Raw genomic sequence first — 23,951 nt, 5'->3', positions numbered from 1 at the left:
TGGTGGTGTGAATAATCGACCTACTTCAGGTTGAGCTGCCACGCGCCGAGGCCGTGCGAGGCCGCGTAGAGGACCCGCTCGCCCGGCACGATGGTGAGCCCGGCGACTTCCACATTCGGCATGCCACCGCCGGCCTTGGTCCAGCTGGTCCGCCCCTCGGCCAGCCGCAACACGCCGAAGTCGGTCGAGGCGTACAGGTCACCGGTGACATCGTCCCGGACCAGGTCGGTGATCGGCTGATCACCGAAGTCGTACGAGCGGTCGGTCCAGGTCGCCGTCGTGCCGGCGGTCGTCACCTCGAAGGCGTGCCCAAGCGTCTCCGGCGTGTTCGAGTTGAAGCCGCTGTAGGAGACCCAGGCCCGGTTCGGGTCGCTGGGATCGATGTGGACACTGGTGACGAATCGGTTCGGGGTGCCCGGGTTGTCGATCCGGGTCCAGGTCACCTCGGCGGCCGACTCGGCGTCAACGTTGTGGCTGACGAAGACCCGACCCGTGCTGGTGGCCGCGTAGGCGGTGGCGGAGTCGGTGTCGACCCGCTGGACCACCGAGACCGCGCCGCCGGCCCGGTCCCCCCACGCCTCGTCGGTGAGCGGCGTGGCCCCCAGCGCCTCCCAGTCCCCGCACTGCTCCTCGAAGGTGCCGGTCCAGGTGTTGCAGATCCGGTTGGCCTCCTCGATGCTCCGGTCGCCCAGGCCGAAGGTCTTCGTCCGGTACACCGAGCGGCCGGTACCGGCGAACATCGTGCCGGAGACCACCGGGTCGCTGATCACCGGCGCGTAGAAGAGGGTGCCCGGCTGGCCGTAGATCGGATCCGCGGTCCAGATCCACTCGGCGATGTCGCCGCCGGCGAAGTTCACCTCCGGTGACGCGTTGAAGAAGGTGTGGAAGCGGAACTCGGGCTTGTCGACGTCGAAGCCGGAGGCACCGCCGTCACCGATCATCGTGTTCGTCCAGCGCCGCCGCTCGCCGTTGTTCTCCCAGGTCCCGTTGTCCTGGGTGCCGCCCTGAAGCAGGTTCACGTCGTGCGGGCTGACCGACAGGCTGATGAACTGCAACGTGTTCATGCCCTTGTTGATGCCCTCCAGCTTGCTCGGAATCCGGGAGAGCATCTGCTTGCAGCGATCCTGCTGGGCCGCCGTGGTCAGGTTACGGTCCGGGCTGTCACACCAGGCGGATCGGTCGACGAACTCGCCGCTGGAACGCATGATCCCGCCGTCGTTGGCCTCGAAGAACTGATACGGGTCCCGCGGGTGGGTCACGATCGCGTGCTGGTCCGGATGCAGACCGTTCGGGTGCAGCTCGTCGGTGCCGTCGAAGGTCATGTCGGTGCCGCTGACCCCGGCGTCGGTGGAGAGGACGACGGCCCGCTTGTGCGCGACCGTCTCACCGTAGACGTAGGAGCCACCGGTGTAGACGATGTCCGGATGTCCCGGCGGGGTGTGCACGAACATGTCGTACCAGCACTGGCCGGTGCACTGGTTGTACGTGGCGTACCCCGGATCTGCCGGGTTCGAGCTGGTCAGATCGGTGAACGTGGGGGTTCCGCCGGCCACGTCGTCGCTGCGCAGCAACCGCGAGTACGGGTTGCCGAAGTTCCCCTCGTAGACGTACATCCGGGTCTTGCCGTCCGGCAGCGCGGTGACGTCGATGGCGGCCCGGGTCTGGAACAGGTCCGGGTTGAGCGACGGCTTGATCTGCGTCCAGCTGGCTCCGGCGTCCGGGGAGCGCCAGACACCACGGGCGTACGACGACGCGTACACGATGTCGGAGTTGTTCGGGTCGAGCTTGACGTAGCGGACACCGCGCGGCGAGCAGAGCGCGTTGTTGCCGAACTCGTCGGCGTCGCCGGTGCAGTCGGTGGCGGCGGCCGAACCGTTGTGGATGAAGTTCCAGTTCTTGCCACCGTCGGTGGTCTTGTAGAGACCCCACTTCTCCGCGTCGGGCACCGGTCGCGTCACGCCGTCGCAGCAGGCGCTGGACATGCCGCGCAGCGCGGTGGTGGTGGCGACGTAGATGGTCTTCGGGTCGTCCGGCTCGATGGTGATCTCGGCGATGCCCTTGCCGGCGAGCACTTCCTTGCCGAGCGGGCCCTGCCAGGTCAGGCCGCCGTTGGTGGACCGGTAGAGACCGACACCGGCGACGCATCCGGAGCCACAGATGTTCGCCTCACCGGTACCGACGTAGATGGTGAGCCCGGTCCGGTCGTTGCGGTCGATCTTGACTGAGCCGGCCGCGTTGATACCGAGCGGACCGCCCAGGTAGAACCACTTCGGCTCGGCGGCGAGGATGTTGAGGGTGCCCCAGACGCCACCACCGGCGGGCGTGGCGTACGCCCGGCAGAGCCACCGGTTGCAGTCGGGGCTGATGTCGAGGGAGGTCACCCGGCCACCGGCGACGTACTCGTTGGGAACGTAGTTGAAGGCGTTGCGGTACTCGGTGAACGGGTACACCGCCTCGCTCGGCCCGGCGTTGGTCCACCGTTGGCCGCCCCCGCCCCGCCGCTCGGCCGCCGCGAACGCCGCCTTCGAGCGGTCGACCTCGGCGAGGCTTACCTCGTTGGCCGGGTACGCCCGCTTGAGGAACTCCTGCTGCGCGGCGCCGCCCGGACCGTCCAGCGACATGCCGTCGTTGCCCGGTATCGACCGACGCATCTGCTCCAGGTGGGCCCCGAGGGCGTTCGGTAGCTCGCCGTCCCCGGTCGCCGCGGCGGCGGCCGGCACTTCGGTGCCGGCGAGGTGGATTCCGGCGACCCCCGTCGTCGCGGCGAGGGCGATGACCGCTAGTCCTGCGAGTAGCTGGCGACGTCTGCGCTTCACAAGGTTCCTCCCGAAGAAGGCGTCGCCGCAGCGCGGCCTCCGGGATTGGCAACCGTCACTGGCAGCGTCCATCCAGGAGGATGGCAGAGGAGGTCCGGCAGCACAATCCCCTGCCCCCACTCAATCGATGATTATGGTTTAACTCCACCTCGCTGCCGTCGCAAACTGGTGCACGTCCGATGCCGTGGAAGAATAGGGAGTTCGCATCGAGCGCCACGGCAGGAGAATCGGTCACATGACAGCGGTCGGTCCGGAGGAGCTGCGTGCCGACTGCTCCCGATGCGTAGGGCTCTGCTGCGTGGCGCCCGCCTTCGCCGCCTCGTCCGACTTCGCGATCGACAAGCCGGCCGGGCGTCCCTGTCCGAACCTACGCCCGGACTTCCGCTGCGGAATCCACACCGAGCTGCGGAGCCGCGGCTTCCCCGGCTGCACCGTCTTCGACTGCTTCGGTGCCGGTCAGCGGGTGAGCCAGGTGACTTTCGGGGGGCGAGACTGGCGGGACGACCAGCCCACCGCCCAGGCGATGTTCGACACCTTCACCGTGGTACGGCCGCTCCACGAACTGCTCTGGCATCTGACCGAGGCGCTGACGATGGAGTTGCCCGCACCACTGCGGGCCGCGCTGGCCGAGGTGCTCGCCGCCACCGACCGGCTCGCCGGCGGCGACCCGGAGTCGCTGCGGTCGCTGGCCATTGACGCACATCGGAGCAGGGTCGTTCCGCTGCTGGCCCAAGCCGCTGACCATGCCCGGGCCCGGGGTGGCCGGCCCGGTGTTGACCGACGCGGCGCCGCCCTACTCGGCGCCGACCTGCGCCGCATCGACCTGCGTCGAGCGAGCCTGCGCGGCGCCCAGTTGGTCGGCGCCGACCTGCGCGGAGTCGACCTGACCGGCGCGGACCTCACCGGCGCGGACCTACGCGGGGCCGACCTACGTGGCGCGGACCTGTCGGGCGCTCTCTTCGTGCACCAGTCACAGCTGGATGCGGCCCGCGGCGACCAAGCCACCGGTCTTCCACCGCGGCGCAGCCGACCCGCGCACTGGGCAGCCCCGCCGCGCGCCCGCGGCCGCTCCCTGCGTTTCTCCGGACGGCGTCCGGGTAGGTGATCGGGGGGTAAGCCGACCTTCGGTCGCCGCGGCAGGTGCGGTGGCCGGGGCGGTCACCGCGAGCCGACGGGCGGGAGTGCGCCATGACCGAGCAACACCGCTTCGACCTGGCCGACACGGACGAACCGGACGGCGCCACGGCGATGGAGGCGTCGCTTCGGCCGCCGGGCGAGTCGCTGCCGCAGACCGAGGACGTCGGCGACGATTTCGCCGACCTGCCCGCCGAAGACCGACGATCGGCGCGGGAGATCAGTCGGGCCGGCTACGACGTGGCTGACGTTTCCGGGGCCGTCGACCCGAACCGGGAGTGAACCGGTCACCGCGGCACTCGTCCAGCGGGGTAGGTCACTCGTCCGGCTGAGGGCGTCGCGTCGCGCCGGTGACCGGTGGCGGGATCAGCCCGCCGGCGGGACGCCGCCACGGCAGGAGCCGGTCCCGCAGCCGGGCGGCGGCGTCACCGGCGGTGGCGGCGAGCATCGGCGCCAGCGGGGTGGTGCCCATCAGCGCGACCTCCTCGGCCGGGCTGGTGGTCCCGTCGAGGAAACGCAGCACCCGCTCGGCCGGGTTGCGGTCAAAGAGCCGGTCGAAGAAGTCGGGGCCCGCCAGCGGGCCGCGGTCCAGCGCCCGCAGCGCGACCGCGTCCAGCCACCGGTGCCGTCGGGGGTACGCGGGTGCCGGCACCGGAGCCTGCCCTTCGGCAAGCGCCGCGGCGATCTGCCCCGCCTGCCGGTGCATGGCGGCGAACGTGAAGCCGGTGGAGGGCCGGGTGGCGCCACCGCCCGTCCCGAGGCGGACCACCCGGGGCGAGGGCCGCGGGTCGAACGGGCCATCGGTCATCGGGATCACCCCGTTCTCCACCTCCCGCACTCGCAGCCGGGCCGGGTCCAGCCCGAGCCGGTCCCGGTACCCGGCCAACGCCGCGTCATAGCCGGAATCGGTGAGCAGGCCGGGGGTGAACTCCGTGTACTCGACCAACGCGTACCGGTCGGTGACCGGCAGCACATACCCGAACGAGACCCCCCGCTCCGGCTGCGGCGTGCGGAAGTCCATCAACACCGCCCGACCCGGGTCGAAGAGCGGCCGGTCGGCCTCGAGCCACCAGCCACGGAAGTGCTGCAGCCAGTTGGTGCGCCCGGCCCGCCGGGGCGGGCGCGGCCGGGAGTCGAGCACCCAGGACGCCCGCAGCGTCGATTCGCCGGCGCGGACCGTGACCCGGTCGCCGTCGTCCTCGAGCGCCTCGGCCGGGGCGACGACGCGGACCGCACCGAGTCGCCGCTCGGCGGTGGTGGCCCGGTCGTAGACGGGAGCCGAACGCAGCATCGCGTACCGCAGCGGGGCGAGGTCGAGTACGCGGTGCCGCCCGGGGGTCGTCACCTCCACCTGCGACCAACTCGCCGTCAACAGCGGGTCGAGCCCATCGTCGGGTCGGCCCCAGAACGCCCAGGTCCGGTCCGGCCCCCGACGGTGCACCGGATCGATCACCGCCACCCGCAGACCCCGCACACCCCGCCGGTCCAGGGCGGCGAGCACGAGGGAGCCCGCACCGCCACCTCCGACCAGGGCGAGGTCAACGTCAACGGTGGGCACCCGTACACGCTGCCACACCCACGGCCGGGACCACCGGCCGGACCGGCGGAACCGAGTTCACCCGGCATCGCCGGACCAGCCGAGCGGTTCTCGCATCCGCCCCGACCGCGGCTATCCTGGCCACGATCGACAGTTAGGAGTTGGCATGCGCCAGGGCAAGGTCACGGTCACCGCTTCGCCGCGAGAGCACGCCGCGCGTTAGCCGGCCCCACCGTCGGGCTCGCACCCCACGGTGTAGCGCTCCTCGCCGCGAAGCGGTCGCTCCCGCGACGACCGTTTCCCCCTTGCTCGAGGAGCTATTTTGCGTGCCCTTGTCTCCGCGCGTCTCGGCGCGGACTTCACCACACTGTGGACCGCCTCGGCCGTAGCCAATGTCGGTGACGGAGTCACCATGGCGGCCGGTCCACTGCTGGTCGCCTCCATCACCACCAATCCGGCGCTCATCGGTGGCGCTGTCTTCGTCCAACAACTGCCCTGGCTGCTGTTCGCTCTGATCAGCGGCGCCTACGTGGACCGGCTGGACCGCCGCAAGCTGGTGGTGGCCGTCAACACGCTGCGCGCCGCGGCACTCACCGCGCTGACCCTCGCCGTCAGCACCGACACCGCCACGGTCGCTCTGGTCTACGCGGTGTTCTTCCTCCTCGGTACCGGGGAGACCCTGGCCGACACCGCCGCCGGCGCGTTCCTGCCCGCCATCGTGGCACCGGACCAGTTGGCCAGCGCCAACGCCCGCCTGATGGCCACCTTCACCATCGCCAACCAGTTCGTCGCCAAGCCGCTCGGGGCGTGGCTGTTCGTGATCGCCGCCGCCGTGCCGTTCGGCGTCAACGCCCTGACCTTCGCCGTGGCCGCGGCGCTGATGGCGACGATCCGGCCGATCCCCGCGCTCCCGCCAGCGGCACCGCGCCGGAGCCTGCGGACGGAGATCACCGACGGTGTCCGCTGGCTGTTCGGACATCGACTGCTGCGTACGCTCGCGGTGAGTATGGGGCTGGCGAACCTCGCGTTCTGCGCCGCCTTCGCCACCCTGGTCCTCTACGCCCGGCAGCGGCTGGGCCTGTCCGACCTCAGCTTCGGCTTCCTCCTGACCACCTTCGCCGTCGGCGGGCTGGTCGGTACTGTCCTCGCGCCGCGGCTACAACGGATCGTCGATGCCGGCACGCTGCTCCGCGCGGGCCTCGTCGTCGAGTTCGTCACCCACGTCACCCTGGCGATCACCACAACCCCGCTCGTCGCCGCCGCCATTCTGATCATCTTCGGAGTACACACCATGGTCTGGGGCGTCATCGTGGTGACCCTGCGCCAGCGCGTCGTGCCCGCACACCTGCTCGGCCGGGTCGGCAGCGTCTACTCGCTGCTCGATCTCGGCGGCGCGGCCCTCGGTTCACTCCTCGGCGGCCTGCTCGCCGGCGCGTGGGGACTCACCACACCGTTCTGGATCGCCGCCGCCGTACTGGCGCTCATCACTGTCACCGCCTGGCGACCGCTGCGTACGGCATCAGCCGCCTGACGCGTACGGGGCGCCCCGCTCCACCCGGGCCTTCCTGGTCGGAGCGGGGCGCCCGCGCGCGTACGCGGTCACCTCCACGGCCTGGATCATCGACGGACTGGTCGTACGACGGCCACCAGCAGCGCCACGACAAGGTAGGGCGCCACCGCCACCGCGAACGCGACCCGGTTGCCGGCGACGGTGGCGAGCAGGCCGTACCCGACGTAGCACGCGATGATCGTCGTGTCGGTCGCCATCCCGGCGAGCGAGGTGACGGTGGCGCGGTCCGGGCCGACGATCCGCGCCTGGAGCCGGACGTCGGCGAGCACAGTGGCCAGTTGGAAGCCGCAGAAGGCGACGCCCACCAGCAGGAACCCGACCGGATGACCGATCAGCGCGCCGGCGGCGAGCGCCCCGGCGGACCCACCGATCAGGCCGGCGTACCCGCGACGACCCAGCCGCTCCCCCGCCGGGGCGAGCAGGCCGCCGACGGCGACACCAACCCAGGTGAGTACGAGCAGCAACGGCACGGCCGGCCCGCTCGCCCCGACGTCTCGGGCCAACAGCGGAAGGTACTCGTCGAGCGCCCCCCATCCGGCGGCGACGGCGGCGACCAGCAGCACCGCCGCGCGCACCGTCCGGTCGGCGTGCGCCTCGGCCAGCCCGCCCCGCAGGGAGGCCCACCAGCCGTGTCCACCGTCGTCGGGGTCTGCGCCCGGCCCGGCGCCCGGCTCGCGGTGCTCCGGTAGGCGGGTGGCGACGGCGGCGGCCATCAGGCAGGCCAGGACGCTCGCCACGCCGAGAGCGGGGTAGCCACCGAGGGCGAGTACCGGCGCCGCCAACACGAGGGAGGCCAACACGCCGAGGGTTTCCGCGGTGCGGGCCCGGCCGATGACACGGGCGTACCGGCTGGCCGCGCCGAGCCGCTCCAGGCCGGTGTAGACCAGGGCCTCCAACGCACCGGAGGCGAGTGCGCCGCCGGCTCCCCAGAGCAGGAAACCCACCGCGAAGGCCGGGTACGAGGGCACGAGTGTCCAGAGCGCGAAGCCGGCGGCGGTCACCAGCGGCGCGAGGCAGAGCAGCAGCCGCCGGGAGACGGCGTCGGCCAACGCCCCGGAGGGGACCTCCAGCACGATCGAACTGGCCGACCAGATGACGAACAGGGTCGAGATCTGCCACACCGTCAGACCGGTGTCGGTGAACAGCAGCGGGTAGACGGGGTAGAGCAGGACGAGGTCGCGCAGGAACGCGTACCCGTAGAGGGCTGCCGCGAGTGACCGGACCCGCCGGTCGGGCGCGGCGGTCGGGCCCGGGTGCGGGCCACCTCGCAGTGGGGTCGTGTCGGAGGTCATCGTTTCTTCCCGTGAGGTGAGTACGGACGCCGGAGGTACGGCGACCGCGGTGGCCCACGGGAAGGGCACTCAGCGGTGGATCAATGTCGCCAGGTCATGCGGCCGATGGTAGCCGTTCACCGGGCTGGACGCGGCCCGCCGTCACGGCGGTGCCCGTCACCGGCCACCGCGGCTGCCTGCTCCGCCACCGCCTCGTCCTGGTCGGTCGGGGCGCCCCGCGCGTACTTGTCGAAGAAGCGCAGCAGCTCCACCGGGAAGGGCATCACCAGGGTGCTGTTCTTCTCCGCCGCCACATCCGACACGGTCTGGAGCAGCCGCAGCTGGTACGCGCCCGGGGTGTCCGCCATCGTCTGGGAGGCGTCGGCGAGCCGCTGGGACGCCTGGTACTCGCCGTCGGCGGCGATGACCCGGGCCCGCCGGTCCCGCTCGGCCTCGGCCTGCCGAGACATCGACCGCTTCATTCCCTCCGGCAACGAGACGTCCTTGACCTCGACCCGCTCGATGTTCAGCCCCCACGGCTCCTCGGTCGGGTCGTCGATCACCGACTTGAGATCGGCGTTGACCTTGTCCCGGTCGGCGAGGAGGGTGTCCAGGTCCACCTTGCCGATCACCGAGCGCAGCGCGGTCTGCGAGATCTGCAGCACCGCCGCCGGATACTTCTCCACGTTCACTAGGGCCTTCACCGGGTCCACGACCCGGAAGTAGACCACCGCGTCAACCTTGAGGGTCACGTTGTCCCGCGTGATCGCCCCCTGCGCCGGCACGTCGATCACCGTGGTCTGCATACTCACCCGGACCATGCGGTCCACGATTGGAATGATCAGCCGCAGGCCGGGTTCCCGGACGGGGAACAACACCCGTCCGAAGCGGAAGACCACCCCGCGTTCGTACTGCTGCACGATCCGCAGGCTCAGGGCGCCGAGCAGCGCCAGAACGACCAGCACGATCACCACGCCGATGACACCGGCTGCCATGGCACCCCTTCCGGTACACCGCCACGGCTCCCCGTCGCGGCCCTCGCCCTGACGGACACCAGCACCGCCCGGGCCGAACGGACGCCAGCACCCACCCGGTTCAGCGGGCCCTGCTCAGGGCATGGACGCGAGCGCCCCGCCCAGCTCAGTGGCCCTGGTACAGGGCGTCGACGTCCTCGCTGAAGTGTTCCTCGACCACACTTTTCTTGATCTTGAGAATGGGGGTGAGTTCACCCTCGGCCTCAGTGAGATCCCGGGGCAGGATGCGGAAGGTCTTGACCTGCTCGGCGCGGGAGACGGTCGCGTTCGCACGGTCAACGGCCGCCTGGATCTCGCCGCACAGCTCCGGGTCGTCCCGCAGCTCGGCCACGGTCGCGTCGTCCGAGCGGCCGTGCTCGGAGCGCCAGCGTTCCCAGGCGGACGGGTCGATGGTGACCAGCGCGACGACGTACGGGCGATCGTCACCGATCAGCATGCACTGGCTGACCAACGGGTGCGCCCGGATCGCCTCCTCGAGCGGCGCGGGCGCGAGGTTCTGCCCGGAGGCGGTAACGATGATCTCCTTCTGCCGCCCGGTGATCCGCAGGAACCCGTCGGAGTCGAGCTCGCCGAGGTCGCCGGTCCGCATCCACCCGTCCTGGGTGAACACCGCCCGGGTAGCCTCCGCGTTGTTCCAGTACCCGGGGAAGACCGGGTCGCCGCGGGCGAGGATCTCGCCATCGTCGGCGATCTTGATCTTCACGCCGGGCAGGGGTCGACCGACCGTGCCGATCCGTTGGGTCGTCGGCGTGTTCGCCGTCAACGCCGGGGAGGTCTCGGTGAGCCCGTACCCCTCCAGCACCAGCAGGCCCGCACCGCGGAAGAAGTGCCCCAGCCATTCGCCGAGCGGCGCGCCGCCGACAATCGCCGCGGAGCAGCGACCGCCCAGGGCGGCCCGCAGCTTCCGGTACACCAGCAGGTCGAACCCGCCTCGGGCGAGCCGAAGCAGGGGGTTCGGGCCCCAGGAACGATCGAGGCCATGGCTGTACCGCACCGCCACCCGCTCGGCGAGCCGGAACAGCCAGCCCCGGTGGCTCTCCTCGGCCTTCTGCTTCGCCCGACTGTGCAGCTTCTCGAAGACCCGGGGCACCGCCAGGACGAACGTCGGCCGGTGCCGGCGCAGTTGCTCCAGCACGCCGGCGATGTCGGCGCTGTGCACCATGGTGGTCCGGGTCTGCACCACCCCGACCTGGATCATCCGGGCGAACGCGTGGGCCAGGGGCAGGAACAGCACCGTGGCCGCCCCGGCGTGCAGCAGCTGCGGCAGCACCGAGACCGCGGCGGTCACATCACAGTGGATGGAGCGGTGGGTCAGCACACAGCCCTTTGGCCGACCCGTCGTGCCGCTGGTGTAGACGATCGTGGCCATGTCACCACCGGTCACCCGGCGGCGCCGGCCGTCAACCACCGCGTCGTCAACCGTACGCCCCTGGCCGGCAAGATTGATCAAGTCGCCGGCGTCGATCTGCCACACGTCGCGCAGCGCCGGCAAATCCGAACGCCGGCCGGCGACCAACTCAGCCTGATCAGACGTCTCCACCACGCAGCCCACCACGCCCGCATCCGACAGGACCCACCCGAGTTGGTCCGCGCTGGCCGTCTCGAAGACCGGCACCGGCACCGCCCCGATCGCCCAGAGGGCGTAGTCGACCAGGGTCCACTCGTACCGGGTGCGGCTGACCAGCCCGACCCGGTCACCGTGCCCCACCCCGGCCGCGAGGAAGCCACGGGCGAGGCTGAGCACGTCGTCCCGGAACTGGGCGCACGTCACCGGCACGTCCCCACCGCGCACCGACCGGCGCGCAGGCCAGGCGCGGGACACCGGCGCGGGCCGGATGAACTGCACCGCCTCCGGGTCCTCCCGGGCGTTGGTCCAGACCTGCTCGGCCAGCCCCGGCAGCACTCCGCCGATCTCCTCCACCGGCGAGACCACGACCTCCTGCACCTTGCTACCCCCGGTAGCGTCACCACCGACACCTGACGTGCCGGCGCTCGTACCACCCATCGTGCGACCGGCGACGGCACCGGCGACGGAACTACCGGCAAACTGGCCCGGGCACGGCACTCACGTGCTAGGGAACGGATGAGCGGGGCGCCGCTGGCGGATCGACTGGCCGGCGCTGACTCCAACCGGTGACCAGGGCCACGCGGATCAGCTGGCGGATCACCATGATCGCCACCACGTAGAGCAGGTGCTCCCCCACCGGCGGCTCCGCGATCCGCAGCAGGCTGGCGGCCAACCACAGATCAAGGCCGACGCGTAGGGCCAAGACTGCGTTCCTGGACACCAGGAGAACCACCGCGGCCGACCCGATGCCCGCGGCCATACAGGCCAGGACGGCGTAGTCGACCAGGGTGCTCACGAGGCCGGCTCCGGACCCACCCGGTTCGAGTCGCCGCGCCCGGGCGAACCGACCTCGGCGATCTCCCGGCGCTCCTGCTTGATCTCACGGGCGAGGAAGAAGTTCAGCGCGGTCCGGATCGCCGCTACCGCCGCCAGCTCGGCGATATCCAGCAGGGTCGGTGCGACAGCGGTGCGCATGATGTCCGAGGCGAGTTGAAACTCCAGCCCGAGGGTCAGGAACCGCCCGAGAGTTAGCCGGATCGGCACGAACGCCCGGCTCTGCCGGTGCCGCAACCCTACGACCACGAACCGGACGAACGCCATCATCGCGCCGGCAAAGATAATAAGGATGCCGGCGGCCTCGACCACCCGTACCAGGAGGTCCACCGCCTCCAACATCCAATGCTGGTCGGACATGTCATCCATACCAGCGGCTCCACGCCGCCACGAACACCAGCATCCCGGGACGACACCCGATCGCGTCGCCGTCGGCGAATCCGCCCCCGCGGGCGGATTCATCCGCCGTCGGTCACCCGTCAGGTGTGGGTCGTGCGTGCCGGCTGCACCGGCGGGGTCACCGGGTCGGCGGAGACGGCGCCGGCCGACGGGTCGAGCTGCTGGCGCAGCGCCACGATCTCCTGGCGCAGCGCCGCGACGTCCTCGGCGGTCGCTGCCGGTTGCCGGTCCTGGCCGGACACCCGGTCAACGATCCAGGTGGCGAGCGAGCCGGTCACGAAACCGATCAGCCCGATGCCGCCGATCATCAGGCCGACCGCCACCAGTCGCCCCTCCGGGGTGACCGGATAGAAGTCGCCGTAGCCGACGGTCGTGATGGTCACGGCCGCCCACCAGAGGGCATCGGGGTAGTTGGTGATGGACGGGTCAGGCGCCGCCCGCTCGGCGTCAAGGACCGCCAGGGAGGCGACCCCCACCAACAACACGGTGGTCGCGGCCACGTAGATGCTGAGCCGGCCGCGGACCCAGGCCTCGGTCCGCCGGCTGAGCGAGAGCACCACCGTCACCAACCGCAGTGCCCGCAGCGGACGGAGCATCGGCAGGAGCAGCACGGCGAGGTCGAACAGGTGCTCCCGGAGGAAGCGTCGCCGCTGCGTATGCAGGATGAACCGGACAGCCATGTCGAGCCAGAACACCAGCCAGGTGGTGAACGTGGTCACCTGACAGACCGTGGTCCATGCCGAGCTAAGTTGCGGATCCAGAATCGGCGCAGCGTATGCGGCCAGGAACACCAGGGAGAAAACGGTCAGCGGCAGCGCGGTCAGCCGCTCCCAGCTCGCGACCCGCTGCTCCCGCCGGCCGATGGAGCCGGTGTTTCCCATGATCACCCCCGACCGTGGTGCACGTATCCGTGCAACTATGGGCCGATGCGACTCTACGTGGAGCCAACGGGGTCGTCGACGGCGGTGGACGAGCCTCAGGTGGACGAACCCCTGGTAGACGCGCTAGCAGCGCTGTGCCGCTCGCTGGTCGGCGTCACCGTCCGCACGCTCGATGCCCTCGATGTTGACCTCACGATGTCGCAGTACCGAATCCTGGTCCTCCTCGTCTCCCAGGGGCCGGCCCGGGTCGTTGATCTCGCCACGACCCTGCGCGTCCACCCCTCCACCGTCACCCGCGCCTGTGATCGTCTGGCCCGACGCGGGCTGGTGGCCCGACGGACCGGCGAGAGCGACCGCCGGGTGTCCTGGCTCAGCCTGACCGTCGCGGGCCGGGATCTGGTCGGCGAGGTCGTTCGACGCCGTAGCACCGAGATCCGGCGGCTGGTCGCGGTGACCGGCACCGCGCTCGACGTCGGGCTGATCGGCGCGCTGGAGGCGCTCGTCGCCGCCGCCGGCGAACCGGATGAACGGCAGTGGCGGCAGGACTGGGAACGGTGTGTCGGAGCAGCGAGCTGAGCTCACCGGCATGACCTAGCCGCCGTCGGGTAGCCGCTGCCGTGGTCGACTGGCGGGCGGTCTTCACGCCGGACACTCCGCTGTTGGAGATCATCGTCCGGGGCAGCGTGATGTACCTGACGCTGTTCTTCCTGCTCCGGGTCCTACTGAAGCGGGAGAGCGGCACCACCGGAATGACCGACCTGCTGGTCATCGTGCTGATCGCCGACGCGGCACAGAACGGCATGGCGAACGGCTACACCTCGCTCGCCGATGGGGTGCTGCTGGTCGCGGTGATCATCGGTTGGGCGTACCTGCTCGACGCCGTCGCCTACCGCTGGCAACCCGCCGCCCGGCTGATCCGACCGAAACCACTGGCCCTGGTCCGCGACGGCCGGATGCTGCACCGCAACATGCGCCGGGAGTTGGTCACCGAAGACGAGTTGTACGGGCAGCTGCGCGAGCAGGGCATCGACAGCCTCGCTGAGGTCCGGGAGATGCGGATGGAGTCCGACGGCCAGTTCAGCGTGATCACCCGCCGCCCCGACAAGCAACCGCCCTGACCGGCCCGAGCAGCGGGCACCAGGACAGGGCCCGGGTCAGTCAACGGCGAACAGCGTTCGGGCAGCGGCCATGAGAGCCGCCACCCCAGTCGGCAGTGCCAGCTCAACGTTCGGGGCGAACCTCGGGCTGTGATTCGTCGGCAGGTTACCCAGCTTCTCGGCCGCGTTCGCGCCGGGTGCCGTCCGCCACTGGCGTGGTCCCACGGTGCCGAGCATCCAGTAGCTGCTCGGTATCCCCCCGGCGGTCAGCAGCGGAAAGTCCTCCGCCGCCAGGGAGGGGGGCCACCCGCTGACCCGCGCCGTCCCGAACACCCCGAGGTGGGCGGCCCGTACCCGGGCGGTCACGGCCGGATCCCCCACATAGGCGGGGGTACGCGCAACGACGCGTACCGTCGGCTCACGTGGGGTGTCGGCGGCCGCGCAGGCGGCCCGAACCGTTCGGGTCACGCTCTCCAGCACCTGGTCCAGCGTCCGCTCGCGCCGGGCCCGGATCGTCACCCCGAGCGTCGCCCGGTCGGCGATGACCGCCGCGTGGTGACCGGCGCGCAGAGTCCCGACGGTGAGCACCACCGGGTCATCCCGGTTGGCCTGCCGCGCCACCAGTGCCTGCAGCCGCAGGACGATGCCCGCGGCGAGCACCACCGGATCCACGCAGAGCTGCGGGGTGGCCGCGTGCCCGCCCCGCCCGGACACGATGATCTCCAGGGTGACGCAGCCGGCCGTCATCGCACCGGCCCCGTGGGCGACCATGCCCGCCGGTAGCGGTGCGGCATGCTGGGCCAGGAGCAGGTCCGGTCGGCCGAACCGGTCGTAGAGACCGTCATCGAGCAGGGCCGCCGCACCCTGCAGGGTCTCCTCGGCCGGCTGTCCCAGGATCAACAGCGTCCCCCGCCAGCCGTCCCGAGCTTGGGCCAGGTGGGCGGCGGCGCCGGCCGCCGCGGCCAGGTGCAGGTCGTGTCCGCAGGCGTGCATGACCGGCACGGTCCGGCCGTCGGTGGCTACGCCGGTAGCGGTGCTGGCATAGGGCAGGCCGGTCTCCTCGGCGACCGGAAGCGCGTCGAGTTCTGCCCGGATCAGGACGGTCGGGCCGGCACCGTTGCGCAGGACGCCGACCACGCCATGCCCACCGACGCCGGTCGTGACCTGGTACCCGATCCCCCGTAGCGCAGCCGCGAAGCGTGCTGCGGTGCGCTCCTCCGCACCGGAGAGCTCCGGATGTGCGTGCAGGTCACGGTAGAGCCGGGCCGCGGCGGCAAAAATCTCCCGACCGACCGGCGGGCCGGCCGAATCGGCAGCATCGACTGCTACGAATGCCATGAGGTCAGCCAAGCCGACGCCGCTGTCATGTCACTGACATCGGGCGACAGCGGTGTGTGATGCCGACACCAGGCGATCGGTAAGCGCCCTGGGGTGTGCTTGCGGTGGGCCGACCGGACACGCCGGCCGGACGTCAATCGGGAGGAGTCACCATGGAGCACGACACCGACCTCAACGCCCTCGCCGAAGAGATCATGGAGCTGGAGTCGGAGACCTTCGCGATCTCCGACTACGCCGACGCGTCCGAGGCGATCCTCGCCTCCTGCTCCTCGTCGGCCACCACCTCGACCTGCAGCAGCACCACCTCCACCACCAGTTGCTCGGCCTGAGCAACAGCAGTACGACGTCGGGTCACCCCGTGGGGGTGGCCCGACGTCCTACGACCAGGCATTGATCTTCGAGTAGGAGGGCGGGTCCCGTCGCACGGTGAGGCCGTCGCGGACGGCTACGGCGGTCTCCACCGATGCGGCCAGGGCGGCGCGAAAAAGTAGCGAGCCGGTGCTGGTCCGTCCCACGCCCAGGTCAGCCCGGGTGACGATGGTGTGCGAGGGTGTCGCGCAGTCGGTCACGACTGATCGACACTGGCCAGCCGGGCGAGAAGCTCACGCTGGGCGTCATTGAAAGCCGTTTCCTGGTACGACAGGAGCAGCGCATGGGTCCGCGGATCCAATTCCGTCCACCCGTCGGCGCTCAGCTGGCCCAGGGCGAGGTGGTAGTCGACGACCAGCCGGTCGATCTCCTCATCGTCGGTGTCCGGCCCGAGCGCGGCGAACCGGGCGGCCAGCGCGGTGGTGGCCGCCAGCCGGTCCGGCTCGGTGGCCTGACTGAGTAGCCCGATCAACGCGGCCCGCCCCTTGTCGTCCAGAAGGTGGTGCAACAGCAGGATTACCTCGCGGTCGTGTTTGAGTAGCTCTGGCGGCAGGTCCGGACCGCCGCTGCTGCCAATGCTCGCGAGCAGGCCGGCCAGTTCCGACGGCGTGTCCGCGGCGGCTCCGGCGGCGCGAAGCTGGGCGATCACCTTGCGGCGGGCGGTGAGCCGATCGATCTGGTCGGCCAGTTCGCGGTCGAGCTCGTCGAGGACAGCGTGGGCCCGGTCGCTGGCCCCCAGTATCGGCGGAATTTCGTCGAGGGGGATACCGACCTCGGCCAGCCGCCGGATGCGCAGCAGCAGCACCAGGTCGTGCACCGTGTACTCGCGATAGCCGTTCGCCCGCCGTGCCGGCTCGGGAAGAACCCCAACCTGGTGGTAGTGCCGCAGGGTGCGGACGCTGACTCCGGCCAGCCGGGCGATTTCGCCACTGTTCATCCGTTCCTCCAGGTCAACTTACTAGTTCGGCCTCGGGTGCCGGCCTTGGTTCCAGGTCGCGCAGTGCCCGTGCGCCGATCGCGGCCACGCCGGTGATGAGCCAGATGAGGGCGAGGACGATCGCGCCGGTCCGAGCGCTGAACTCCGCGACCAGCAGTGCGGCGCCGCCCATACCGAGTGCCGGGGCGAGGGTGAGCAGCGAGTTCTGGAGGCTCATCACCCGACCGCGCATCGCGTCCGGAATTCGCTCGACCATGAGCACGCCGATCAGGCTGCCGAACAGCCCGTTGCCGAGCCCGACCAGAGCCGCGGCGCCGAGCACTATCCACGGGCTCGCCAGCGTCGCCATAGCGCTGAAGCCGGCGATCATGATCAGCACTCCGGTCAGGAACCAGGTACGCCGCCGGCCCCGGCTGCCCGCCGCGGCGTACGTCCCGCCGCCGATCAGCAGTCCGATAGCGAGCGAGCTGAGCACCAGTCCGAGCAGCTCAGGCCGCTGCTGCAGAGTGAAGTATACCGGCAGGACCAGCGCCTGAAAGCCGGCCAGAACCACCACCACACCGGCACTGATCAGGGTGGTGGCCAGCAGGAACGGCGAACGGCGCAGGGTATGCCAGCCGTCACGCAGCATCACCCGCTGCGGCACGGCCTCGTCTGCCGGGATCACAGCAGCCGGGACCACGCCGGCCTCACGCGGGATGAGCATCGTGACCGCCGCGGCCGCGGCCGAGGTCGCCGCGGTCACCCACAGCACGGCGGCTCCGTCAAACGCCGCGATCAGCACCGCCCCGACCGCCGGCCCGATCAGCATGACCATTGCGCCGAGCGCCTCGCGCAGCCCCAACAACCGCTCGGTGCTCATCCGCCCGGTCCGGATGATGCCCGGGATCATCGCTTCCCGGGCGGTCAGCCCCGGCACGTCGCCGAACGAGCCAATCACCGCGAACAGCACGAACCAGCCGAGCGCGAGCCCGACGGCGGCATCGACCAAGGGAAGCGCGGCAATCGAGAGCGCGGAGATCACATCGGTGAGCACAGCGGCCGTACGCCGGTTGATCCGGTCGATCACCACGCCCATGACCAGCCCCGCGGCGGCTGCGGGCAGCGCCGAGGCAACGGCGACCGCACCGGTGGCGAGCACGCTGCCGGTGATCTGCAGGACCAGCAACGGCAGGACCACCCCGGCAATGGAGTTCCCCAGCATGGATAGGACGTAGGAGGTCAAATAGGCCCAGGACACCTTGCTCATACGACCATCGCAAACCATGACGCTGCGTCGGGGTCAACTCCACAGCATCCATCGGGGAAGTGGCGCTACCCCTGCGGCCGGCGTGCCAGCAGACCCGGGCGCGGACCTGGGCCTTCCTTCATCACCCCCGATCAACCAATTCCCCTCCGAATGACAGCACGCCTGGCTCGCTCTGACTCATTGGCGCCTGCCAACTCGTCACATAGTGCTCGCACTGGGATGCCGTGCTCCTGGACATCATCAATCGGTGGCGGGCAGTCAGTAGCCCACACGCTACTTGCCAGCATCAGCGCAAGCGCCAATGGGCTAAATCAAAATGCCATGACTGTGGCGAGAGCGCTCTCCGATCCACTGCCCCCAGAACGCCGAGGGTCAATGCTACCGATGCCCTATTCCGTACGGGTTGGCTGCGCGGCGAAGTAATCACCGAGCATGTCGGTCGTCCAGTGCGCTTGACACACCTCGCCACGGGGACCGAACTCAACAAACCATGGCTTGATATCAAGCACCGGCGTGCTGTCAACCGCATCGAGCCCCTCAACGTGAAGGTCTAGGCCATCCACTTTGAGCAGACGGCAGCGCGACACGCCAAGCCAGTTGATCCGTCTCATGTTTCGGTGACCAAAGATACCCACTTCCGGCCAGTCTGGGTTGTCTCGTGGCCGGCGGGCGCCAAGGTTAAGGTCCGTTGGGTCCGTAAGATGGAAGCGAAAAACGACTTCGAGGTGAGAGAACGCGTCAAGCCCTTTGGCAGATTCCGGGGTGAAGCGCTTCTCGTCGATTCGAACAATCGCCCTTACCCCTCCCCAGTAGTCGTCAGTCGGTTCGGTCCTTCCTCCCACGACGTGTGCGATTGGTTCCACGGTAAAAGCCTCGCCCATTCGACCCTCCCTGTCCCGATCTGCAAATTCTGCACCTTACGAGAAGATGGCTAGATAGCGTTCCGCGCGGGCATCGACTTCAGCAACAGCGCCGTTCCTCGCTTGCCGAAATGGCGAGAGTGTGGCCCTCATCTCAGCTGCGACTTGTCGAGCCCTACCAGAACGAACACCCTCCATAGCGTCAAGCGATCTTGACCAGGTAGCACATGCTTCTTCTAGGTCCCCCTGCCGAGCCTGCACCATTCCGAGGTAGCCAAGCGTGACCGCGTGCGTACGGGTGAAGGATGACGCCTTGCGGGTACGTACGCTCAGGCGAAATTGGCTGGTCGCAGCTCTGAGATCTCCGGTGTCACGCAGCGCGCAGGCCGTCTCATGACCGAGACTTGCCTGACCGAAAAAGAAGACCCGCCCCGGCTCGTCGTCCCCTTGAGAGGCCGTAGCAAGATCGCTCTCCGCCCGCAATAGCGCCTCGGCTGCAGCTTTGGCTTCTCGATTAGCGGCGAGAGCACGAGCATGAACGACACCGAGCAAGGACCGTTCACGTGGACTAGCGGCGAGGTACCGCGTTCGATCAACAGAGGCAGTGGAAAGCTCGAGCGCCTCTCTGCGATGCCCCAGGTCTACCGCCTGATGGGCCATTGCGCGGAGGACATGCGCCGCCATTGCTGGATCACCGGCCTCGGCCGCAAGCTTGACAGCGGAGCTGAAATAGCGTTGGGCTAACGCGTGTTCCCCGTTGTCGAACCCCATCCATCCCGAAAGATACGCTAGTTCGCTTGCCGCCGTAAACATGTCTCGGCGCACCTGCTCGTCCGCATACCGGCCCCGGAGAAGCACGGACACATCAGCCGTGAGGTACTGAACAACAGCGGTGCGTGCATGACCCCCACCACGGCGTTGATCCACATGGGAGAACAGCGACACCATGTCTCGAACGGCTTCGACGTCGCTCCGCCCTACCGCGTGCCCCTCGGCGCCACCACGTGCACGCCCCCGATTCACCATCTCGCTCCACCGCGACCCGCTCGGCAGGGTCAGCGCGGCAAGTGAGTAGGCGGCGGTGGCCAGCACCCGTCTACGCTCAGCGTCCACGTCCACTCTCCCCAGATCCGTTAGCCCGACCAGCGTATCGGCGTGCCAGTCAAGCCCGTCCAGAGAGAGCGACGGTTGAGGTGGTAGCCCGATCTCTTCGAGGGTTACGACGCGTTGGAGCTTCCTGGACAGAGCTTCGACCAAGATCAGCGGCGCCCGTCCCGAGGGCATCGTGCCTCGGACCCAGTGCGAGACATGGGAACGGCCGATGCCAGCGCACTCCGTGACTCCACTCTCGATAGCAACCTGTGCGACGACCCTTGCAATTTGGGCATGGGACAGGCCGGCTTCGGCAATCGCCGCCACGAGCTTGGCGTTGCCAACGCTGTTGCGCGCCACAGTTCGCCTCCCGCAACACTGATGATCTTTCACCACGTTCACCGGTTCTCGATGCTCGAGAGCATACCCACAGAGCATGATTCGCGGTTCGCTATAGGTACCGCCGATCACTCCGGAAGGATCGTCAAGCGTCAGCAGACACGACTCGTCCTATCAGGAGTGCTCAACGGAACAGTTGATGACCCCCGCTGCTTCGTGTCGTATCGATCGCCGTGGTGGCGGGTGAGAGTGAGGCGCGCGCCGTTGGACGCGGGTTGCCGTGCTGCTGCAACGGCGCGCGCCCGCCACCTGGGAGGTGTACAGATGGCAACGTATTTCGGCCACGATGATCACATCGAACACACACAGACAGTGCTGGAGCGGCATAGCGTGTCGAGCGCCCATGGCCGGTGCCGGACATGCGGCGTTCCCGGCCCCTGCGCCGATCAAGAACAGGCATCACGGTTGTTCGCAATCGCGCTGCGGCTGCCTCGCTGGGTGCCAGGGCTGACCGAGCCGCACCTGATCGGCGTCCGGCAAATGGACAGACCCGGCTGGTTCAAGGCGGTGCGTCGAGTATCGCCGATATCAATGTCGCACTCCGCCGAGGTGGTGCCGCGCACCGTTGGAGTGTCTCCCCGCTCCGGGGCCTGGCCGCACCAATCGAGAGGGGGGCTCTGATGCGGCGAGGCGAGCCGAACCTTTCGGTCGCAGTGGGAGCCGAGACCACACTCCCCGAAATACGGGAACTGCTGGCCTGCGCCGAGGCGGTTCTCGCTTCCCACACAAACCGCGGTGGAATCTGCGCGGGTTGCCTCGACTGGTGGGCACGGCTGGCACCGGTCCCGTGTGAACAGTCCCGATGGGCGCAGGCTGTCCGAGAGCGATTCGGCAACACCGACGCGACCGAACTAGCCGCCGAGAGTGCCGCATGAGCCAGACCAACGTAGCCCATGCGCGGGCACCCTCGCACCGCTGAAGGCCAATCCGTCGATCCATCCCCATTGACCCTGCCAGGAGGCTTCATGTCCCCGACAAGCCCAGTTCTGTCGCGTCCGGTTACCGACGACCCGCTGTACCCGACCGCCGGGTACCTACCTCTGGGTCGCCCGCTAGATGCTGTTGGCAGCGACGACGGCGCGCAGCCGAGCTCTACCGACCGGCGTCCGTTCACGCTCCGCTTCGCCACCGTGCCAGCACGGCCGATTCCGGTGAACCTGACCACGGTTCGCTACGACCCGGACCGACAGATGTCGGTCGACCCCACGGGAACCCCGGTCCTGGGCAAGCACTCGACCGGGGCAACCAGCACCCGAACCTCGGACGGGCACAAGAGCATGGATTCCGACACCGACCACACCGAGGACTGAACCGGTGGGCGACGAGCGCACGGTGTTGGTGCTGACCCAGCCGTACGACGTGACCGCAGACTATGTGGTGGCGGAGCTGGCAGCACGGGACGTGCCGGTGTTCCGGTGCGACCCCGGCGACTTCCCGCAGCGGTTGACCCTCGTCGCGCGGTGGGGCGGAGGCTGGCGCGGCAGCCTCCGCCTCCCCGGTCGCCGCGCCGCGCTGCACAGCCTCGGGTGCGCCTACTACCGTCGCCCAACGGCGTTCGGGCTGCCGGCGCACCTGACCGACGAAGAGCGCCGCTGGGCTCTCCGCGAGGCACGCATGGGCCTGGGCGGGGTGCTCCCCGCGCACCCAAGGTGGCTCAACCACCCACATGACATCGCCCGTGCCGAGTACAAGCCGGCCCAGCTCGCGACCGCCGGCTCGGTCGGGCTGTCTCTGCCCCCGACATTGATCACGAATGAGCCGGCGGCGGCCAAGCGATTCGTGCGCGAGCACGGCGGCGCGGTCGTCAAGCCGCTCGGCTCCGGTGTGCTCACCGAGGCCGGCGCCGTAAAGCTGATCTACACAAACCGGGTGTGCGCCGAGGAGATCGATCACACGGTTTCCGGCACCGCACACCTTTTCCAGAAGCAGGTGGAGAAGGCGTACGAGGTGCGGCTGACAGTCGTTGACGAGGTGTACTTCGCCGTACGCCTCGACGGCGCCTCCGAGGCGGCCAGACTGGACTGGCGCACCGATTACGACCACCTGTCGTACTCGGTGGTGACTGTGCCCGATCAGGTCCGCGAGGCGGTGTCCCGGCTGCTGGCCCGGCTGCGGCTGCGCTTCGGCGCGCTGGACTTCGTCGTCACCCCGCAGGATGAATGGACCTTCCTGGAGATCAACCCGAATGGGCAGTGGGCGTGGCTGCAAGACGCCACCGGGCTACCCATCTCCGCCGCGATAGCCGATGCTCTGACCAAGGAGACAAGATGACGGCCACCGCTGAACGGGCGCGCAACCGGCTCGTACACGAGCTGACCGGCCACGGCTGGCTCACCGAGGCGTGGCAGCCGGCGTTTGCCACTGTGCCCCGCCACCTGTTCCTGCCCCGCTTCTTCCGCCAGACCCCAGACCACAGCCGGTACGAAGCGGTCGACGCGAACGATCCAGGCGCACTGGAGCTGATCTACTCCGACCGCGTGCTCCCCACCCAGCTCGATGGCGACGACGCCCGCTGGGAGGAGTCCCGGCGTTACGGCCCGCTCGACGGCGTGCCGACCTGCTCCAGCACCCAGCCGGCCCTCATGGCCGTCATGCTGGACGCGCTCGCCGTGGCCGACGGGCACCGGGTGTTGGAGGTCGGCACCGGCACCGGATACAACGCGGCGCTTCTGGCGCACCGGCTCGGCTCGCCGCTGGTCACCACCGTCGACATCGATGCCGGGCTGGTGCGGCGGGCGCGGCGGTCATTGGCCGCTGTCGGCTACGCCCCCACAGTGGCCGCCAGCGACGGCGCGGCAGGTTACGCCGGCAACGCCCCCTACGACCGGATCATCGCCGCCTGTTCGGTGCCCCAGGTGCCGGCGGGCTGGCTCGCACAGACCCGCCCCGGCGGGTTGATCCTGACCAGCCTGCACCGCGAGATCGGCGGTGGGCTGCTGCTGCGGCTGACCGTGGACGAGACCGGCGCGGCCAGCGGGCACCTGCTCGACGACTACGGCTCGTTCATGCCGCTACGCTCCTGCCCCACCGTGCGAACCTCGGCGCTCGTCCGCGCCGCATCCCAGGCCACCGGGGAGATGCACGAGACCCACCTACCCGGCCCGCTGGCCGACGACAGCGGGGCGTGGAGCGCGCTGGTGGCGCTGCAGCTGCCCGACGTGGCGCGCCTCGACACCGGAGGGCCCGGTGCAGTGGCTTGTCCACCCGGATGGTTCATGGGCGTACCACGACATCTCCACCCGCACGGTGGAACAGGGCGGGCCGCGTCGGCTGTGGACCGAGGTGGAGGACCTCTACAGCCGGTGGAGCGCGCACGGCAAGCCCGACCGCCCACACATCGGTGTGACCATCACCCCCGGCGGGTCACAAGTCAGGCAACAGGTCTGGCTCACCGACCCCACCGAGATCATCGGCTGACAGGCCCCGCGAGCGATGCGGGCTAAGCGTTCGCGCATTGGGCGGAATCTCGGTGGAGCGGCCGCGGCCTGATCGATGAGGATCAGTTGTGCGCTGCCAGCGATGGCAGCCGGCCGCACCTTCGACGAGTTCCACGACGCTATTGATCAC

23 protein-coding genes and 1 pseudogene are annotated in these 23,951 nt (G+C 69.6%); 10 read left to right on the top strand and 14 right to left on the bottom strand.

What is annotated here, in order from left to right:
- Nucleotides 1-20 precede the first annotated feature (20 nt).
- Nucleotides 21-2,816, bottom strand: a complete 2,796-nt coding sequence (locus B116_RS0120740; protein WP_027661205.1) for a WD40/YVTN/BNR-like repeat-containing protein — start codon at nucleotides 2,814-2,816, stop codon at nucleotides 21-23.
- Nucleotides 2,817-3,051: 235 nt separating this feature from the next.
- Here B116_RS0120740 and B116_RS0120735 point away from each other — a divergent pair, with 235 nt between their 5' ends.
- Both B116_RS0120735 and B116_RS0120730 read left to right on the top strand, forming a co-directional pair.
- A complete protein-coding gene (locus B116_RS0120735) occupies nucleotides 3,052-3,921 on the top strand; it encodes a pentapeptide repeat-containing protein (protein WP_027661204.1) in 870 nt (289 codons plus the stop codon).
- 83 nt (nucleotides 3,922-4,004) lie between these two features.
- The gene (locus B116_RS0120730) at nucleotides 4,005-4,232 is read left to right on the top strand and encodes a hypothetical protein (RefSeq protein WP_018720246.1); all 228 of its coding nucleotides are present in this window, start codon (nucleotides 4,005-4,007) and stop codon (nucleotides 4,230-4,232) included.
- Between the two features lie 34 nt (nucleotides 4,233-4,266).
- Here B116_RS0120730 and B116_RS0120725 read toward each other — a convergent pair whose 3' ends face one another.
- Nucleotides 4,267-5,526, bottom strand: coding sequence for a lycopene cyclase family protein (locus B116_RS0120725; protein ID WP_027661203.1), 1,260 nt, complete (start codon nucleotides 5,524-5,526; stop codon nucleotides 4,267-4,269).
- Nucleotides 5,527-5,809: 283 nt separating this feature from the next.
- On the opposite strand from B116_RS0120725, the gene B116_RS0120720 reads away from it, so the two are divergent.
- Nucleotides 5,810-7,018: an MFS transporter gene (locus tag B116_RS0120720; RefSeq protein WP_027661202.1), complete on the top strand. Its 1,209-nt coding sequence runs from the start codon at nucleotides 5,810-5,812 to the stop codon at nucleotides 7,016-7,018.
- A gap of 86 nt (nucleotides 7,019-7,104) precedes the next feature.
- On the opposite strand, the gene B116_RS0120715 is transcribed toward B116_RS0120720, so the two are convergent.
- The 6 genes from B116_RS0120715 to B116_RS0120690 form a co-directional block, all read right to left on the bottom strand.
- Entirely contained in the window at nucleotides 7,105-8,349 is a 1,245-nt protein-coding gene (locus B116_RS0120715) for an MFS transporter (RefSeq protein WP_018720243.1), read from the bottom strand.
- A gap of 116 nt (nucleotides 8,350-8,465) precedes the next feature.
- Nucleotides 8,466-9,323 carry a slipin family protein gene (locus tag B116_RS0120710; RefSeq protein WP_027661201.1) on the bottom strand — a complete coding sequence of 286 codons (858 nt, stop codon included), beginning with the start codon at nucleotides 9,321-9,323 and terminating at the stop codon, nucleotides 8,466-8,468.
- Nucleotides 9,324-9,468: 145 nt separating this feature from the next.
- Nucleotides 9,469-11,367, bottom strand: a complete 1,899-nt coding sequence (locus B116_RS0120705) for an AMP-dependent synthetase/ligase (RefSeq protein ID WP_050591899.1) — start codon at nucleotides 11,365-11,367, stop codon at nucleotides 9,469-9,471.
- A gap of 67 nt (nucleotides 11,368-11,434) precedes the next feature.
- Entirely contained in the window at nucleotides 11,435-11,725 is a 291-nt protein-coding gene (locus B116_RS0120700; protein WP_018720240.1) for a hypothetical protein, read from the bottom strand.
- Complete coding sequence (locus B116_RS0120695; protein WP_018720239.1) at nucleotides 11,722-12,132, bottom strand: DUF1622 domain-containing protein; 411 nt, start codon at nucleotides 12,130-12,132, stop codon at nucleotides 11,722-11,724. The genes B116_RS0120700 and B116_RS0120695 overlap by 4 nt, the downstream gene beginning before the upstream one ends.
- Before the next feature lie 110 nt (nucleotides 12,133-12,242).
- The gene (locus tag B116_RS0120690) at nucleotides 12,243-13,049 is read right to left on the bottom strand and encodes a potassium channel family protein (protein WP_027661199.1); all 807 of its coding nucleotides are present in this window, start codon (nucleotides 13,047-13,049) and stop codon (nucleotides 12,243-12,245) included.
- Nucleotides 13,050-13,088: 39 nt separating this feature from the next.
- Between B116_RS0120690 and B116_RS0120685 the strand changes: the two genes are divergently transcribed.
- Nucleotides 13,089-13,619 carry a MarR family winged helix-turn-helix transcriptional regulator gene (locus B116_RS0120685; RefSeq protein ID WP_027661198.1) on the top strand — a complete coding sequence of 177 codons (531 nt, stop codon included), beginning with the start codon at nucleotides 13,089-13,091 and terminating at the stop codon, nucleotides 13,617-13,619.
- A 41-nt stretch (nucleotides 13,620-13,660) separates the two neighbouring features.
- Nucleotides 13,661-14,161, top strand: coding sequence for a DUF421 domain-containing protein (locus tag B116_RS0120680; RefSeq protein ID WP_027661197.1), 501 nt, complete (start codon nucleotides 13,661-13,663; stop codon nucleotides 14,159-14,161).
- A 36-nt stretch (nucleotides 14,162-14,197) separates the two neighbouring features.
- Here B116_RS0120680 and B116_RS0120675 read toward each other — a convergent pair whose 3' ends face one another.
- A complete protein-coding gene (locus tag B116_RS0120675; protein ID WP_027661196.1) occupies nucleotides 14,198-15,478 on the bottom strand; it encodes an amidohydrolase in 1,281 nt (426 codons plus the stop codon).
- Nucleotides 15,479-15,630: 152 nt separating this feature from the next.
- Here B116_RS0120675 and B116_RS0120670 point away from each other — a divergent pair, with 152 nt between their 5' ends.
- On the top strand, nucleotides 15,631-15,807 hold the full coding sequence (locus tag B116_RS0120670) for a thiazolylpeptide-type bacteriocin (protein WP_018215603.1): 177 nt from the start codon (nucleotides 15,631-15,633) through the stop codon (nucleotides 15,805-15,807).
- Nucleotides 15,808-15,855: 48 nt separating this feature from the next.
- Here B116_RS0120670 and B116_RS0120665 read toward each other — a convergent pair whose 3' ends face one another.
- From B116_RS0120665 to B116_RS27935, 5 genes are all read right to left on the bottom strand, one after another.
- Nucleotides 15,856-16,047 carry a hypothetical protein gene (locus B116_RS0120665; RefSeq protein ID WP_027661195.1) on the bottom strand — a complete coding sequence of 64 codons (192 nt, stop codon included), beginning with the start codon at nucleotides 16,045-16,047 and terminating at the stop codon, nucleotides 15,856-15,858.
- The gene (locus B116_RS0120660; RefSeq protein WP_018720233.1) at nucleotides 16,044-16,784 is read right to left on the bottom strand and encodes a MerR family transcriptional regulator; all 741 of its coding nucleotides are present in this window, start codon (nucleotides 16,782-16,784) and stop codon (nucleotides 16,044-16,046) included. Before B116_RS0120660 ends, B116_RS0120665 begins: the two co-directional genes overlap by 4 nt.
- Before the next feature lie 13 nt (nucleotides 16,785-16,797).
- On the bottom strand, nucleotides 16,798-18,033 hold the full coding sequence (locus tag B116_RS0120655; RefSeq protein ID WP_018720232.1) for an MFS transporter: 1,236 nt from the start codon (nucleotides 18,031-18,033) through the stop codon (nucleotides 16,798-16,800).
- A 389-nt stretch (nucleotides 18,034-18,422) separates the two neighbouring features.
- Nucleotides 18,423-18,914: an SAM-dependent methyltransferase gene (locus B116_RS26990; protein WP_082312856.1), complete on the bottom strand. Its 492-nt coding sequence runs from the start codon at nucleotides 18,912-18,914 to the stop codon at nucleotides 18,423-18,425.
- A gap of 36 nt (nucleotides 18,915-18,950) precedes the next feature.
- Nucleotides 18,951-20,345, bottom strand: coding sequence for a Tat pathway signal protein (locus B116_RS27935; RefSeq protein WP_188116052.1), 1,395 nt, complete (start codon nucleotides 20,343-20,345; stop codon nucleotides 18,951-18,953).
- 659 nt (nucleotides 20,346-21,004) lie between these two features.
- Here B116_RS27935 and B116_RS28825 point away from each other — a divergent pair.
- From B116_RS28825 to tgmC, 4 genes and pseudogenes are all read left to right on the top strand, one after another.
- Nucleotides 21,005-21,259 (top strand): hypothetical protein, encoded by a 255-nt coding sequence (locus tag B116_RS28825; protein ID WP_026321357.1) that lies wholly within the window; start codon nucleotides 21,005-21,007, stop codon nucleotides 21,257-21,259.
- A gap of 90 nt (nucleotides 21,260-21,349) precedes the next feature.
- Nucleotides 21,350-21,694: a putative ATP-grasp-modified RiPP gene (gene tgmA / locus B116_RS0120635; protein ID WP_027661194.1), complete on the top strand. Its 345-nt coding sequence runs from the start codon at nucleotides 21,350-21,352 to the stop codon at nucleotides 21,692-21,694.
- Between the two features lie 4 nt (nucleotides 21,695-21,698).
- Entirely contained in the window at nucleotides 21,699-22,655 is a 957-nt protein-coding gene (tgmB, locus tag B116_RS0120630; protein ID WP_027661193.1) for an ATP-grasp ribosomal peptide maturase, read from the top strand.
- Nucleotides 22,652-23,801 (top strand): annotated as a pseudogene (tgmC, locus tag B116_RS25540) (ATP-grasp peptide maturase system methyltransferase). The gene tgmB and the pseudogene tgmC overlap by 4 nt, the downstream one beginning before the upstream one ends.
- Nucleotides 23,802-23,951: the final 150 nt, after the last annotated feature.

It is taken from the genome of Salinispora fenicalii (assembly GCF_000514815.1).
In the GTDB taxonomy this organism is placed as follows: domain Bacteria; phylum Actinomycetota; class Actinomycetes; order Mycobacteriales; family Micromonosporaceae; genus Micromonospora; species Micromonospora fenicalii.
This window is presented reverse-complemented; position numbering and strand designations above follow the sequence as displayed.